The organism is Aquipseudomonas alcaligenes (assembly GCF_003205495.1).
In the GTDB taxonomy this organism is placed as follows: Bacteria; Pseudomonadota; Gammaproteobacteria; order Pseudomonadales; family Pseudomonadaceae; genus Aquipseudomonas; species Aquipseudomonas alcaligenes_B.
Window position 1 is genome coordinate 435,872 of the sequence record NZ_QJRX01000003.1, and the last position, 14,457, is coordinate 450,328.

General features: G+C 67.7%; 16 protein-coding genes. 7 read left to right on the plus strand and 9 right to left on the minus strand.

What is annotated here, in order from left to right; genetic code table 11:
* Positions 1-18: 18 nt before the first annotated feature.
* Entirely contained in the window at positions 19-366 is a 348-nt protein-coding gene (locus DMO17_RS07505) for a YajD family HNH nuclease (protein WP_110681870.1), read from the minus strand.
* An 83-nt stretch (positions 367-449) separates the two neighbouring features.
* Here DMO17_RS07505 and DMO17_RS07510 point away from each other — a divergent pair, with 83 nt between their 5' ends.
* Positions 450-722, plus strand: coding sequence for a hypothetical protein (locus tag DMO17_RS07510; protein WP_146224900.1), 273 nt, complete (start codon positions 450-452; stop codon positions 720-722).
* Here DMO17_RS07510 and DMO17_RS07515 read toward each other — a convergent pair.
* Both DMO17_RS07515 and DMO17_RS07520 read right to left on the minus strand, forming a co-directional pair.
* Positions 706-1,131 carry a hypothetical protein gene (locus DMO17_RS07515; protein ID WP_110681872.1) on the minus strand — a complete coding sequence of 142 codons (426 nt, stop codon included), beginning with the start codon at positions 1,129-1,131 and terminating at the stop codon, positions 706-708. The genes DMO17_RS07510 and DMO17_RS07515 overlap by 17 nt on opposite strands.
* The gene (locus tag DMO17_RS07520; protein WP_110681873.1) at positions 1,131-3,167 is read right to left on the minus strand and encodes a S9 family peptidase; all 2,037 of its coding nucleotides are present in this window, start codon (positions 3,165-3,167) and stop codon (positions 1,131-1,133) included. The genes DMO17_RS07515 and DMO17_RS07520 overlap by 1 nt, the downstream gene beginning before the upstream one ends.
* Before the next feature lie 109 nt (positions 3,168-3,276).
* Between DMO17_RS07520 and DMO17_RS07525 the strand changes: the two genes are divergently transcribed.
* Genes DMO17_RS07525 through DMO17_RS07540 form a run of 4 tightly spaced genes read left to right on the plus strand, consistent with a single transcriptional unit; the run spans position 3,277 to position 5,558 of the window.
* Positions 3,277-3,759: an MFS transporter gene (locus DMO17_RS07525; RefSeq protein ID WP_110681874.1), complete on the plus strand. Its 483-nt coding sequence runs from the start codon at positions 3,277-3,279 to the stop codon at positions 3,757-3,759.
* Between the two features lie 36 nt (positions 3,760-3,795).
* Positions 3,796-4,239, plus strand: coding sequence for an HIT family protein (locus DMO17_RS07530; protein ID WP_110681875.1), 444 nt, complete (start codon positions 3,796-3,798; stop codon positions 4,237-4,239).
* A gap of 3 nt (positions 4,240-4,242) precedes the next feature.
* Entirely contained in the window at positions 4,243-5,022 is a 780-nt protein-coding gene (locus DMO17_RS07535; protein WP_110681876.1) for a class II glutamine amidotransferase, read from the plus strand.
* Positions 5,023-5,024: 2 nt separating this feature from the next.
* On the plus strand, positions 5,025-5,558 hold the full coding sequence (locus DMO17_RS07540) for a DUF2937 family protein (RefSeq protein WP_110681877.1): 534 nt from the start codon (positions 5,025-5,027) through the stop codon (positions 5,556-5,558).
* Positions 5,559-5,606: 48 nt separating this feature from the next.
* Here DMO17_RS07540 and DMO17_RS07545 read toward each other — a convergent pair whose 3' ends face one another.
* From DMO17_RS07545 to DMO17_RS07555, 3 genes are all read right to left on the minus strand, one after another.
* Positions 5,607-6,101, minus strand: a complete 495-nt coding sequence (locus tag DMO17_RS07545) for a PaaI family thioesterase (RefSeq protein WP_110681878.1) — start codon at positions 6,099-6,101, stop codon at positions 5,607-5,609.
* A gap of 82 nt (positions 6,102-6,183) precedes the next feature.
* Positions 6,184-7,362, minus strand: coding sequence for a vWA domain-containing protein (locus tag DMO17_RS07550; protein WP_110681879.1), 1,179 nt, complete (start codon positions 7,360-7,362; stop codon positions 6,184-6,186).
* 144 nt (positions 7,363-7,506) lie between these two features.
* Positions 7,507-8,352, minus strand: coding sequence for an AAA family ATPase (locus DMO17_RS07555; RefSeq protein WP_110681880.1), 846 nt, complete (start codon positions 8,350-8,352; stop codon positions 7,507-7,509).
* 213 nt (positions 8,353-8,565) lie between these two features.
* Between DMO17_RS07555 and cysK the strand changes: the two genes are divergently transcribed.
* The gene (gene cysK / locus DMO17_RS07560; protein ID WP_110681881.1) at positions 8,566-9,540 is read left to right on the plus strand and encodes a cysteine synthase A; all 975 of its coding nucleotides are present in this window, start codon (positions 8,566-8,568) and stop codon (positions 9,538-9,540) included.
* A 239-nt stretch (positions 9,541-9,779) separates the two neighbouring features.
* On the opposite strand, the gene DMO17_RS07565 is transcribed toward cysK, so the two are convergent.
* The 3 genes from DMO17_RS07565 to DMO17_RS07575 form a co-directional block, all read right to left on the minus strand.
* The gene (locus DMO17_RS07565) at positions 9,780-10,682 is read right to left on the minus strand and encodes a DMT family transporter (RefSeq protein ID WP_110681882.1); all 903 of its coding nucleotides are present in this window, start codon (positions 10,680-10,682) and stop codon (positions 9,780-9,782) included.
* Positions 10,683-10,792: 110 nt separating this feature from the next.
* Entirely contained in the window at positions 10,793-11,536 is a 744-nt protein-coding gene (locus DMO17_RS07570) for a TorF family putative porin (RefSeq protein WP_110681883.1), read from the minus strand.
* A 96-nt stretch (positions 11,537-11,632) separates the two neighbouring features.
* Positions 11,633-13,333 carry an amidohydrolase gene (locus tag DMO17_RS07575; protein WP_110681884.1) on the minus strand — a complete coding sequence of 567 codons (1,701 nt, stop codon included), beginning with the start codon at positions 13,331-13,333 and terminating at the stop codon, positions 11,633-11,635.
* A gap of 156 nt (positions 13,334-13,489) precedes the next feature.
* On the opposite strand from DMO17_RS07575, the gene DMO17_RS07580 reads away from it, so the two are divergent.
* Positions 13,490-14,413 carry a LysR family transcriptional regulator gene (locus tag DMO17_RS07580; protein WP_110681885.1) on the plus strand — a complete coding sequence of 308 codons (924 nt, stop codon included), beginning with the start codon at positions 13,490-13,492 and terminating at the stop codon, positions 14,411-14,413.
* Positions 14,414-14,457: the final 44 nt, after the last annotated feature.

Consider the following 14,457-nt stretch of genomic DNA (forward strand, 5'->3'; position numbering starts at 1 on the left):
GCCAGGGAGGCAGCGCGCTCAGCTCTTGGCCTTGAGCAGCGCCTCCAGCCCGGCCAGGGCCTTGTGGGTGACCTTGGCGCCCCTGCCGGCGCTGGCCGCCTCTTCCTTCTGGTAGTGCAGGTCGACCTGGCGCTGGTGCTCGTTGTCGTGGCAGTACAGGCACAGCAGCTCCCAGTTGGAGCCGTCTTCCGGGTTGTTGTCGTGGTTGTGGTCGCGGTGGTGCACGGTCAGCTCGCTCAGGCGCTTGCCGCTGAACTCGCGGCCGCAGCGCCCGCAGATGTGCGGGTACATCTTCAGCGCCTTCTCGCGGTAGCTGGTCTCGCGCCGGCGCTGGGCCTCGGCGAGGATCTGGTCGAGCTTGTTCATGGTGGTACCTGTGGTCGGCTGGGAAGTCGCGGGCCGGCGACCCTGCCAGAATAGAACGAAAGTCGCCGCCGCTGGAGCCCCCCATGCACCGTCTAGCGCCATTGCTGCTCCTGCTCCTCAGCCTCTGTGCCCAGGCCCAGCCCCAGGGCCTGCCGGGCACCGCCACGCCACAGCCCTATGCCCAGCCCCAGGTGCGCAGCCTGCCGGCCGCCCCCTATGGCACGCCGCCGCTGTTGGTCAATCCCGGCCAGCCCGCCAGGCCGCTGGTCAATCCGCCGCCCGCGCCCAGGGATAAGCCGCTGCCACAGCTGGAGAAGCGGCAGCAGGGCCAGCAGCACCCTAGCGACAAGCCCTGAGCGGGCGCAGGAACAGCAGCGGCAGGGCGATGGAGAGGGCCGCCGCCGCATTCAGGTAGGCGTGCAGCGCCAGGTTGAAATGCACGGAAATGGCGCTGTCCAGCAGGCACCAGAGCAGCAGCGCGGCGAATATCGCCGGTTTGATCGGCGCATGGCCGTGGCGGCGGTAGAGCAGCACCAGCACGCTGAACAGCAGGCCCCAGCTGGCCACGGTGGGGCCGAACAGGCCGACCATGGTGCGCAGCAGCGCCTGGTATTCCACGGGTGGCGGAGTTGTGGCGACGCTGGCATGCAGGTAGTCGAAATAGGCCTGGGTGGCCGGCAGCTGGGCGGCGAAGGCCAGCACCACGCCCAGCCCCACATGGCCCAGGCCGACCAGCAGCAACCAGCGGTAGAGCAGGGTCTGCATCAGGCTATCCCCAGCACCTTGAACAGGAAGGCGTATTCCAGGGCCACGTCCTTCAGCGCCTGGTAGCGTCCGCTCATGCCGCCGTGACCGGCGCCGAGGTCGGTCTTGAGCAGCAGCAGGTTGCCGTCGGTCTTCAGTTCGCGCAGGTGGGCCACCCACTTGGCCGCCTCCCAGTACTGCACGCGGCTGTCGTTATAGCCGGCCACCGCGAGGATCGCCGGGTAGCCCTGCGCGCGCACGTTCTCGTAGGGCGCATAGCCCCTGATGCGCTCGAACACTTCAGGGTCGTTAGGGTCGCCCCATTCGTCGTACTCGGTCACGGTCAGCGGCAGGTCAGGGCTGAGCATGGTGTTGAGCACGTCGACGAAGGGCACCTCGGCGATGGCTGCGGCGAACAGCTCGGGACGCAGGTTGAGCACGGCGCCGATCAGCAGGCCGCCGGCGCTGCCGCCGCTGATCACCAGTTGCCCGGCAGTGGTCAGGCCGTCGGCGATCAGCTGCTCGGCGCAGGCGATGAAGTCGCCAAACGTATTGGCTTTATGTTCCAGCTTGCCGGCGCGGTACCAGGCTTCGCCCAGCTCGCCGCCGCCGCGCACGTGGGCGATGGCGAAGACGAAGCCGCGCTCCAGCAGGGACAGGCGCGCGTGGCTGAACCAGGGGTCGAGGCTTTCGCCGTAGGCGCCGTAGCCATAGAGGTAGAGCGGGGCGGGCGCGCCAGAGGCGAGCACGTCCTTGCGCGCCACCAGGCTGATCGGCACCCGGGTGCCATCGGCGGCGCTGGCCCACTGGCGCCGGCTCTCGTAGGCGTCGGCGTCGAACGGGCCCTCCACCGGGGTCTGCTTGAGGACCTGCTGCGCCCCCGTGGCCAGCTCCAGCTGGCGCACCTGGGCCGGGCGGCCGAGCGCCTCGTAGCGCAGGCGGATCACCTCGCTGTGGAATTCCAGGCTGTCCTGCACGTACAGGCTGTAGGCGGCGTCCGGCAGTTGCACGGGGTAGGGGGCGCCGCCCTGCGGATGTACCTCGATGATCGGCAAGCCGCCCTCGCGCAGGCTGAGGACGAAGGCATCGCGGTTGAGGCTGACGCCCTCGAGCATGCGTGTCTCGCTATGGCCGACCAGCTCGCGCCAGTGCTCGCGGCTCGGCTGGGCCTCGTCCGCGACATACAGGGCGAAGTTGATGCCAGCCTGGTTGCTGCGCACGAACCAGGTCCACTGGCCGTCCAGCAGGCCGTGGTCGACGTCGTACTCGTGGTCTTCCTGGCGCGGCGCCAGGCAGCGGAACTCGCCGGCCGGCGTGTCGGCGTCGAGCACCCAGGCCTCGCTGGTGGTCTTGCTGCCCAGGCTGAGCACCAGCTGGCGCTCGGAGCTGGTGCGGTGGCAGCTGAGGAAGAAGCGCCCGTCGGCCTCCTCGAACACCAGGTCGGCGCCGGCGTTACCGAGCGTGTGGCGATACAGGCGGTGAGGGCGGTGGGTGTCGTCCAGGGTGACGAAGAACAGGGTCCGGTTGTCGTTGGCCCAGGTCATCTGGCCGTCGCAGTCGTCGAACGGCAGCTCGCGCAGCAGGCCGCTGTCCAGCTCCTTGACGAACAGGCGGTAGACCTCGTCGCCGCTGGTATCCAGGCTGTAGCCGAGCAGGCGGTGGTCCGGGCTGATGGTGAAGGCGCCGAGTGACAGGTAGCCGTCGCCGGCCAGGGCATTGGGGTCGAGCAGCAGCTGCTCGGCGTTCTCGTCCACCCTCAGCGAGCCGTCGGCCGGACGCGGGCAACGGTAGTGGCGCGGGTATTCGTCGCCGGCGCTGGTGCGCTGGTAGTACAGCCAGGGGCCCCAGGGCACCGGCAGTGACAGGTCGGTCTCGCGGATGCGGCCCTTGATCTCCCGGAACAGCGTCTCGCGCAGCGCGGCCTGGTCGGCCAGCTGCGCCTCCATGTAGGCGTTCTCGGCCTTGAGATGCTCGAGCACCTCGGTGGCATCGCGCTGCTGCAGCCAGCGGTAGGGGTCGGCGCCGGCTTCGCGGCGGGCAATCGGGGCGTCGGTCATCGCGCTTCTCGGCTTTCGGTTTTCGGCTCGGGGGCGACCGCGGGGAGGCGCAGGTCGCGCAAAAGCCGTTATCATAAGCGCCCCTCTGCCGGCCAAGCCACGAAACGCCATGACCGAACAAGACTATCTGCTCGCCTGGGCCGTCTATGCCGTCGCCGCCCTCGGCTGCCTGCTGGTATGGATGCGCATGACCGGCTGGATGTGGCGCTGGCTGCGCGAGCCATTGCGCGTGCTGGTGGCCGTGCTGCTGCTGACCCCGACCATAGTCGACCCGGCCCGCGAGCTGTTCGCCCCGGCCATCGCCATCACCGCCCTCGACCTGCTGTTCAAGGTCGGCAACAACGCCTGGCGCGCGGTGGCCGACCTGGCCATCTACGGCCTGATCGCCTTCGCCGTGTGGCTGGCCTTCTGCGCCCTGCGCTGGCCCGTCGAGCGCTGGTGGCAGGCGCGCCAGGGCAAGCCGGCGCAGGCCGCTGCCGAGGACGACGAACCGACCCTGCGCCAGCTCATGGACCGTGACGAGCGTTTCGATGCCGACACCCGCCTGGACGCCCAGGGCGAGCGCCGCCTGCGCATCGAACCGCGCCTCTAGAGGCTGCGCGCGGCCGGCATGCGCCAAGGAGAGCCCATGAATTGCGTGTTCTGCGCCATTGCCGACGGCCAGCTGCCGGCCCATGTCGTCCATGAGGACGAGCATTTCCTCGTGCTGCTGGACATCTTCCCGCTGCGCCCCAGCCATGTGCTGATCGTCGCCCGCGGCCATGCACCCTTTCTCGCCGACCTGCCGGCCGCGCCGCGCGAGGCCCTGCTGGCCCTGGCCGACCGGGTAGGCCGCGCGCTGTACCGCAGCGATCCTGCCGTGCTCGGCATCAACCTGCTGCTCAACGACGGCCCGGTGGCCAACCAGCATGTGCCGCACCTGCATCTGCACCTGATTCCGCGGCGTGTCGGCGACCTGCCGGCGCTGTGCTGGCGCATCCTCACGCGCTTCCTGCCGCTCGGCCGCAAGCGCCTCGAGGCACGTCTGGCGGGCGAGGCCGAGCGTCTGCGCGCGGCCCTGGCGGAGGGCTGAGCCATGTGCGAACTGCTCGGCATGAGTGCCAACGTGCCCACCGACATCGTGTTCAGCTTCACCGGGCTGATGCAGCGTGGCGGCGGCACCGGCCCGCACCGCGACGGCTGGGGCATCGCCTTCTACGAGGGGCGCGGCCTGCGCCTGTTCCAGGACCCGGCGGCCAGCGTCGAGTCCGAGGTGGCGCGCCTGGTGCAGCGCTACCCGATCAAGAGCGAGACGGTGATCGGCCACATCCGCCAGGCCAATGTCGGCCGCGTGTGCCTGGCCAATACCCACCCCTTCGTGCGCGAACTGTGGGGACGCAACTGGTGCTTCGCCCACAACGGCCAGCTGGCCGGTTTCGTCCCGCGCCTGGATTTCTACCGCCCGGTGGGCGACACCGACAGCGAGGCGGCCTTCTGCGACCTGCTCAACCGGGTGCGCGGCGCCTTCCCCGAGCCGGTGCCGGCCGAGGTGCTGCTGCCGGTGCTGGTGCAGGCGGCGCAGGAGTATCGCGGCAAGGGCGTGTTCAACTGCCTGCTCAGCGACGGCGACTGGCTGTTCTGCTTCTGTTCGACCAAGCTGGCGCAGATCACCCGTCGCGCGCCGTTCGGCCCGGCGCGGCTGAAGGATGTGGAGGTGACGGTGGACTTCCAGGCGGAAACCACGCCCAACGACGTGGTCACCGTGATCGCCACCGAGCCGTTGACCGACAACGAGCGCTGGAACCTGTTCCAGCCCGGCGAATGGAGCCTGTGGCGGCGCGGCGAGCGCGTCGCCCACGGGCAGATGGGGGAGTGAGGATGTTCAGGGCTTACTTGCGCTTGCTGGTGTTCGCCTTCGGCCTGCTGGTCGGGGTCCAGGTGCCGGGCTTCATCGACGACTACGCCAAGCGCGTGGCCGCCCAGCGCGCCGAGTCCGAGGAGAGCCTGCTGGGCTTTCGCGAGACCGCCGCGCGTTTCTTCAATGCCGATCTCAATGCTTTGGTCGCCCACTACCGCGCCAGCACCGACGAAGTGATGCGCAGCGACGCCGAGAGCGTCGCCCATCTGGTGACTCGTTCCGAACTGCTGGAAGGCGAGTGGCTGGCCATGCAGGGGCCCTGGTACGCCCAGGCCTGGCACCTGGCCACGGCCGCCGACCCTGAGCTGCTTGAGGCGACCTACTCCGCCTATACCTACCAGGTGCTGCTGGCGCCCCAGGCCGTCGCCTGGGCACTCGGCGTCGGGCTGGTCCTGGCCTGGCTGGTCGAGCTGCTGGCGCTGGGCATCGGCTGGACCCTGGGCATCGGCCGCAAGCACAAGCCGATCGCCTACGAGAAGCGCCACTGGCGCTGACATGCAAAAGGCCCCGCGAGGGGCCTTTTTCTTTTGCCGCAGCCGTTGTCAGTTTTCGCGACCGTGCGCCGTGGCGGCCAACTGGCTGGTGTCCACCCGCACGAAGACCGAATCGCCGATGGCGGTGAGCACATCGCCGGCGTAGATCTCGCAGATCACTTGGGTCTTGCGCCCCACCTCGCCCTCGACCCGCGCGCGCAATTGCAGTGGCACGCCCATGGGCGTCGGCTTGATGTACTTGATGCCGAGGAACCCGGTGACACAGTCGATGCGCGGCAGGCTGCCGGGCTCGCGGCCTTCGGCGCGGTAGTGGTAGGCCATGGCCGTCCAGTTCGAATGGCAGTCCACCAGCATGGCGATCAGCCCGCCGTAGACCAGGTCCGGCCAGCCGCAGTGCATGGGGTCGGGCAGGTGTTCGGCGACGACGTGGATGCCGTCCGCGTGCCAGCGGCTCTTGACGTGCAGGCCGTGCGGGTTGCGGCTGCCGCAGCCGTAGCAGACGCCATCGGGTGCGGCGGCGTCCTGCAGGGAAATATCGTGCATGTTTGGCTCGATGCGAAGGGATAACGCACCAAGCCTAACGGCTTTCGCCGCAAAGCAGAACGGGCCCGCATGGGCCCGTCCGTCACTTGGAGAGGAACTTCATGCCGTCTTCCAGCCCGCGCAGGGTCAGCGGGTACATCTGGTCGTTGATCAGCTCGCGGACGATGTTGGTCGAGGCGGTGTAGTTCCAGGCGTCCTTGGGGTAGGGGTTGATCCAGATGAGCTTCTTGTACTTGTCCATGAAGCGCTTCATCCACACGTAGCCGGCTTCCTCGTTCCAGTGTTCGACGCTGCCGCCGGCCTGGGTGATCTCGTAGGGCGCCATGGATGCGTCGCCGACGAACACCACTTTCCAGTCCGGCCCGTACTTGTGCAGCAGGTCCGAGGTGGAGAAGCGTTCGCTGGTACGGCGCAGGTTGTTCTTCCACACGCTCTCGTAGATGAAGTTGTGGAAGTAGAAGTACTCCAGGTGCTTGAACTCGGTCTTGCAGGCCGAGAACAGCTCCTCGCAGACCTTGACGTGGGCGTCCATCGAGCCGCCGATGTCGAACAGGATCAGCAGCTTGACCGTGTTGCGCCGTTCCGGGCGCATCTGGATGTTGAGCAGGCCGGCGTCCTTGGCCGTGTGGTCGATGGTGCCGCCGAGGTCGAACTCTTCCGCCGCGCCTTCGCGGGCGAACTTGCGCAGGCGGCGCAGGGCCACCTTGATGTTGCGCGTGCCCAGCTCGACCTGGTCGTCGAGGTTCTTGTACTCGCGCTGGTCCCACACCTTGGCGGCCTTGCCCTGGCGCTTGCCGGCGTCGCCGACGCGGATGCCTTCCGGGTTGTAGCCGCCGGAGCCGAACGGGCTGGTGCCGCCGGTGCCGATCCACTTGTTGCCGCCGGCGTGGCGTTCCTTCTGTTCTTCGAGGCGCTTCTTGAATTCCTCGATCAGCTTGTCCAGGCCGCCCAGGCTCTGGATCTGCGCCTTCTCTTCCTCGGACAGGTGGCGCTCGAACTCCTTGCGCAGCCACTCCTCGGGGATCAGCGCCTCGATGTGTTCGTTGAGGTTTTCCAGGCCCTTGAAGTAGGCGCCGAAGGCGCGGTCGAACTTGTCGAAGTGGCGCTCGTCCTTCACCAGGATCGCCCGGGCGAGGTAGTAGAACTCGTCCATGTCGGCGAACACGACGTTGTGCTTGAGCGCGTTGATCAGATCGAGCAGCTCGCGCACCGAGACCGGCACCTTGGCCGCGCGCATTTCATTGAACAGGTTGAGCAGCATGGCTGCGGACCTCTTGGGGTATGCGGACAATTCCCTCTCCCTTGAGGGAGAGGGCTAGGGAGAGGGTGAACGGACAACGCCGAGTAGCCGGCTTTCCCTCTCCCCCGGCCCCTCTCCCGCAAGCGGGAGAGGGGAGACAAGCAATCAGCGCCCGGCGCGGCGCGCCATGAAAGCCAGGCGCTCGAGCAGCTGCACGTCCTGCTCGTTCTTCACCAGGGCACCGGCCAGCGGCGGAATGGCCTTGGTCGGATCGCGCTCGCGCAGCACGGCCTCGCCGATGTTGTCGGCCATCAGCAGCTTCAGCCAGTCGACCAGCTCGCTGGTGGAGGGCTTCTTCTTCAGGCCCGGCACCTTGCGCACGTCGAAGAACACGTCCAGCGCCTCGGCCACCAGCTCGCCGCTGATGCCCGGGTAGTGCACGTCGACGATCTTCTTCAGGGTGTCGCGGTCGGGGAAGGCGATGTAGTGGAAGAAGCAGCGGCGCAGGAAGGCGTCCGGCAGTTCCTTCTCGTTGTTCGAGGTGATGATGATGATCGGGCGCTGCTTGGCCTTGATCGTCTCGTCGGTCTCGTAAACGTAGAACTCCATCTTGTCGAGTTCCTGCAACAGGTCGTTGGGGAACTCGATGTCGGCCTTGTCGATCTCGTCGATCAGCAGGATCACCCGCTCCTCGGACTCGAAGGCCTCCCACAGCTTGCCTTTCTTGATGTAGTTGCGAACGTCGTGGACCTTCTCCGAGTTCAGCTGCGAATCGCGCAGGCGGCTGACCGCGTCGTACTCGTACAGGCCCTGGTGGGCCTTGGTGGTGGACTTGATGTGCCAGGTGATCAGCTTGGCACCGAAGGCCTCGGACAGCTGCTCGGCCAGCATGGTCTTGCCGGTGCCCGGCTCGCCCTTGACCAGCAGCGGGCGCTGCAGGGTGATGGCGGCGTTGACCGCGAGCTTCAGGTCGTCGGTGGCGACGTAGGACTGAGTGCCTTCGAACTTCATCGTGTAATCCTCGAACGGTAACGCGCGGGCGGCGCCCGGCACGGCGAACAGCTGAAAAAACCAATATACCCCGCTCCCTGGCGCACTGTGAACGCAGACGCGCCATTCAGTCACTGAATGGCGGGTCACCCGCTCAAGGTCAGCGGCTGGACGCCCGCGCGGCCTGGGCATAGGCTTGGCGGTCTAGTTCCCGCTCGCACAAGGACTTCCGCCATGAGCCGCATCTATTCCGACAACGCCCAGTCCATCGGCAACACGCCGCTGGTGCAGATCAACCGCCTGGGGCCCAAGGGCGTGACCATTCTGGCGAAAATCGAAGGGCGCAACCCGGCCTATTCGGTCAAATGCCGGATCGGCGCCAGCATGATCTGGGATGCCGAGTCGCGCGGCGTGCTCAAGCCGGGCATGACCCTGGTCGAACCGACCTCGGGCAATACCGGCATCGGCCTGGCCTTCGTCGCCGCCGCCCGTGGCTACAAGCTGACCCTGACCATGCCGGCCTCCATGAGCCTGGAGCGGCGCAAGGTGCTCAAGGCCCTGGGCGCCGAGCTGGTGCTGACCGATCCGGCCAAGGGCATGAAGGGCGCCATCGCCCAGGCCGAGGAAATCGTCGCCGGCGATCCGGCCAAGTATTTCATGCCGGGGCAGTTCGACAACCCGTCCAACCCGGCCATCCACGAGAAGACCACCGGCCCGGAAATCTGGAACGACACCGACGGCGCGGTGGACGTGCTGGTGGCGGGCGTCGGCACCGGCGGCACCATCACCGGCGTGTCGCGCTACATCAAGCACAGCCGGCACAAGCCGATCCTCTCGGTAGCGGTGGAGCCCATCGTCTCGCCGGTGATCAGCCAGACCATCGCCGGCGACGAGGTCAAGCCGAGCCCGCACAAGATCCAGGGCATCGGCGCCGGTTTCGTGCCGAAGAACCTCGACCTGTCGATCGTCGACCGCGTCGAGCAGGTCTCCGACGACGAGGCCAAGGCCATGGCCCTGCGCCTGATGCGGGAGGAGGGCATCCTCTGCGGCATCTCCTGCGGCGCCGCCATGGCTGCCGCCGTGCGCCTGGCCGAGAAGCCGGAGATGCAGGGCAAGACCATCGTAGTGATCCTGCCGGACTCGGGCGAGCGCTACCTGTCGAGCATGCTGTTCAGCGACATGTTCACCGAGCAGGAGCTGCAGCAGTAAACAGCTGCCGTGCATGAAAAAGCCGCCCATGAGGCGGCTTTTTTGTATCCCCTCTCCCCATGGGAGAGGGCGGGGGTGAGGGACTCTGGGGCGACTCCGAGTTGCCAGCCGGCCCCTCTCCCTGGCCACGCGTCCTACACCGAGGCTAGCGTCCTGCTCGGTGCGCAGGGCTGCACTAACGGCCGTAGCCCGGATGCAATCCGGGAAACAGGCCACTCCGCTCCCGAATTGCATCCGGGCTACGTTCTGATCGGCGCCGCGCTCGGTGCGCTCGGGCGCACCACCAGCCACAGCGCCACGCCGATCAGCAGGCAGCCGGGCAGGTAGTCCCAGGTCAGCGGTTCGCCCAGCAGCAGGGCGCCCCACAGCACGCCGAACGGCGGGATCAGGAAGGTGGTGGTGGAAGCCTTGATCGGGCCAATGTCGGCCAGCAGGCGGAAGTACAGGACATAGGCGAAGGCGGTACAGACCAGGCCCAGGCCGGCCAGCGACAGCCAGACCTTGGGCCCGCCCCAGCTGGTGGGCGGCTGCCAGGCCAGGCTGCTGGCGAACAGCGGCAGCTGGAACAGGCTGGCACCGACCAGGCTGGCGAAGGCCACCAGGCGGTTGTCCAGGCCCAGTGGGCCGATCCAGCGGCGAGTGAGGAAACCGGCGAAGCCGTAGCAGGTGGTGGCCACCAGGCAGGCGGCGGCGCCCAGCAGCAGCGGTAGGTCGAAGTCCACCGGGCCGGTGCGGGTCAGCACGGCCACGCCGAACAGGCCCAGTGCCACGCCGGCGGCCTTGCTGGTGGTCAGCCCCTCGCTGAAGAACAGCGCGCCGATCAGTACGCCCATCAGTGGGGTGGTGGCGTTGAAGATCGACGAGTAGCCGGCCGGCAGCACCAGCGCGGCCAGGCAATACATCACCGACGGCAGACCGGCATTGATCACGCCGAGCACCAGGCAGGCCCTGAACTTGCCCTGGTAGTTCCACAGCGGCCGCATCAGCAGGAGGAAGGCCAGCAGGCCGAGGGCGCCGAGGCTGGCGCGGAAGAAGGCGGTTGGCAGGCTGCCCAGCACCGGCACGGCGATACGCATGAACAGGAAGCTGGCGCCCCAGATGGCGGCGAGCAGCAGCAGGCGGAACAGATCGGCGGGTTTCATCAACGGCTCCAGGCAGGAGCCGCCAGATTACGCCGCCCGGCAGACGGCGCAATCCGCAGCTGACTTTCAAATCGGCCGTACAGATGCATTCGCACGGCCGTGGTCATGGCTCAGAAGGTCTTGCTGGCGCTCACCACCAGATCGGCGCCGCACAGGTCGTCGTAGCCGGTGAAGCTCAGGCACTCGGCGTCGGACAGGTCGGTATCGACATAGCTGAGGCCCCAGTTGATGCCGGCCAGCTCGCGATTGAGTGAGACCTGCCAGTTGTCGTAGTCCTCGCGCGAGTCGCTGTAGTCGGCGTTGAAGAACACCCCGTCCTTGTAGTCGACGTTCTCCCAGCGCAGCTCCAGGCCGATCTCCAGCGGCAGCTGGGTACGGTAGCCGGCGTATTGGGTGAAGGCGGTGTCGTCGGTGTCGTGGGAGTGCTTGCCGCCGACGAAGAAGCCGTAGGCCTCCAGGGTCAGGTAGATGTCGCTGCCGTTGAACTGGCTCTCGCCGGGGAAGGTGTAGCGGTTGTAGTAGCCGTCCAGGCTGATGGCGTCGGTGATCTGCCAGTAGTAACCGAGGTAGTAGTCGATCTCCTGGCGGGTGCCGAAGCGGTCGTCGTTCTCCCAGTCGTAGCCGAAGTCGACGTTGCTGGTCCACACCCCGGCGTACAGGCCGCTGGCGTGGCTGAGCATCAGGTCGAGCTGGGCGGCGGGGTCGCCGAGGGTCTGCGAGATGCCGCTGTTGCGGTAGTCGCTGTAGAGGCCCGGGGTGATGGCCAGGGCGAACTGCTCGTTGAGTTCGATGGCCTGGGCCTGCAGGGTGCCGCCGGCCGCAAGGGCCAGGGCGAGAAGGTGCTGGATGCGCATGGAAGAGCCTTGTGTTGTGGTTGTTAGGTCGGCAGTTCGAAGGCGAGCCGCTGCGCCGCGCGCCGCAGGGCGCACGGTGAAGGCGGCGGGTGGGTCTTATTCGGCGTGGGCGGTGGTGGCGCCGGCCTGGTACACCGGCTTGCCGGCGAACCAGGTCTGCAGCACCCGGGTGTCGAACAGTTCGGCGTCGCTGACCGTGAAGATGTCGCGGTCGAGCAGGATCAGGTCGGCCTGCTTGCCGGGCGCCAGCGAGCCGATACGGTCCTCCAGGCGCAAGGCCTTGGCGGCATTGATGGTGTAGGCACGCAGCATGGTCTCGCGGTCGATGCTCTCGGCGGCGTTGAGCACGCCGAGCGGGCCCTCGCGGGTGCTGGCCTGGGCGATGGCGTTCCACGGGTTGGGGCTGGACACCGGCCAGTCGCTGGCCCCGGCGATGGTGGCGCCGGCCTTGTGCAGCGAGCGCGCCGGGTACTGGTAGCGGTAGGCGAAGGCGCTGACGTAGGGCTTGACCAGCTCCTCGGTGTAGCTCTCGGCGGTGGCCCACAGCAGCTGCATGGAGGCGATCACGCCGAGCTCCCTGAAACGCGGGAACTCCTTGGGATTGACCAGCTGCAGGTGGGTGATGCTGTGCGGCAGTGGCTGGGCATTGTGCTGGCGGGCGTACTGCACGGCATTCAGCGATTCCCGTACCGCTCTGTCGCCGACCGCATGCATGTGTACGATCCAGCCGCGCTGCTCGGCGGCGGCCAGCAGCGGGCCGAAGCCCTGCGGGTCGATCAGCAGCTGGCCCTGCTTGTGGCTGTTGGTGTACGGGTCGATCACCGCGGCGGTCTGCCCTGGGTATTCGAGGATGCCGTCGACGAACACCTTGAGGCCGGGGAAGGTCAGGTTGGGCACCCCTTCGAACTGGCGCATCACCTCGGTCTGCACGGCGAGGTCCTCGGGCTTGCTCTGCGGGTGGGTCAGCAGCAGGGCGGCCACGTGCACGTTCAGCTCGCCCTTCTCGGCCAGCTCGCGGTACAGCGGCAGCACGCCGAGGTCGCGGGTGGTGGGGCGCATCTCGAACAGCGACTGCTCGCCGCCGCCGTTGGCCGCGGCATCCATCCAGGCGGTGACGCCCACTTCCAGGTTCAGGCGCACCGCCTCGCGGGCGGCCTTCAGCATCAGCTCGTGGGAGGGCTTGGGCAGCTGGCTGCGCACCCGGTCCCAGCCGGTTTCGCTGAGGTAGCCGGTGGGTGTCAGGTCCGCCTCGTGCTCGATGTAGCTGGCTTCCTTGGCGTCCAGTGTCTTGATCAGCGCGGCATCGATGCCGACGCGCTGCAGCATGGCCTGGTTGGCCCAGCCGGTGTGCCCGTCGATGCCGTCCAGCACCAGCGGCTGCTCGGCCCAGCGGCCCTGGTTGAAACGCTTGGCCAGCGCGCGGCTGTCCTTCCAGTAGGCCGAACTGACACCGCTGATGACGATGATGTCGTCCAGGCGCGCGGTGCCGGCCGTGTCCTGCGCGAGGATCCATTGTTCCAGTTCGGCCAGCGGCTTGACCTCGTCATAGAGGTTGGCGCGCAGGCTGGCCAGGGCGCCCATCACTGGGTGGCTGTGGGTGTCGATCATGCCCGGCATCAGCACCTTGCCGGCCAGGTCGATGCGCTGGGTGCTGGCGTCGGCCAGGGCGAGGATGGCCGCGTCGCTGCCGACCTGGAGAATCCTGCCGTCTTCCACGGCGATGGCCTGGGCCCTGGGCTGGCTGGCCTCGGCGGTAAACACCTGGCCGTTGTAAAACACCATGTCGGCGGCGGCCATGGCTTCCAGGGAGGAAAAAGCTAGTGCACTTGCCAGTAACGCTCTTTTCACAGCAGACCCCTTGTTTTTATTGAGCTGCCGGCGAGACTAGCGAGCATGGGGAGCAGGCAGAACGGCCTGTTCGCGCAAAATCCTTTTGCCTGGTAGGAAACGACCATGGACAAGTTCAGTGCCCTCGGCATGTTCGTCGCCACGGCCGAGCAGGGCAGTTTCAGCCGCGCCGCCGAGCTGCTGGGCAAGACGCCCTCGGCCCTGACCAAGGCCGTCGGCCACCTGGAGCGCGAGCTGGGCGCGCAGCTGTTCGAGCGCAGCACCCGGCGCATCGTGCTGACCGAGGCCGGGCGCCTGTATCTGGACACCGCGCGCCAGGTGCTGCAGCGCCTGCATGAGGCGGGCGAGGAAATCGGCCAGCTGCAGCATGGCCTGCACGGCAGCCTGCGGCTGACCGCGCCGCTGGCGTTCGGCCAGGCCTTTCTCGATCAGGTCTGTGCCGGCTTCCTGACCGAGTACCCGCAGATTCGTCTGCGCGTCGACCTGTGCGACGACTTCGTCGACCTGGTCGAGGCAGGTTACGACCTGGCCCTGCGCGAGGGGCCTAGCGACCTGCCGGGGTTGATTGCGCGGGTGGTCGGCAAGAACCGCATCTGCCTCTCTGCCAGCCCAGCGTACCTGGCGCGCAACCCGCTGCCGCTGACGCCGCAGAGCCTGGAGCAGCACGACTGGCTGATGTACGCCCACCCGGCGCTCGGGCGCGACGGCTGGTGGGTGGTACGCGATGGAATGCGCATCCGCCTGCCGCACCCGCAGCGAGTGCGCCTGGAGAGCGACAACTACGACCTGCTGCTGGCCAATGCCGTGGCCGGCAACGGCGTGCTGCACACCCCGCTATGGAGCGTCGCGCCCCATCTGGCCGATGGCCGCCTGGTGCGGCTGATGGCGGACTACCAGATCGAGCCGGACGCCTTCGGCGAAGACATCCTCGCCGTCTACCCCAGCCACCGCCGCGCCACCGGCAAGGTGCAGGCCTTCATCGATTACCTGCAGCGCTTCCTGGCCTTCACCCTCGAGGCTGACCGCTAGGGTCAATCGCGCCGAGCGCTTGGGTCATTGAGGGGCGGCGAGGG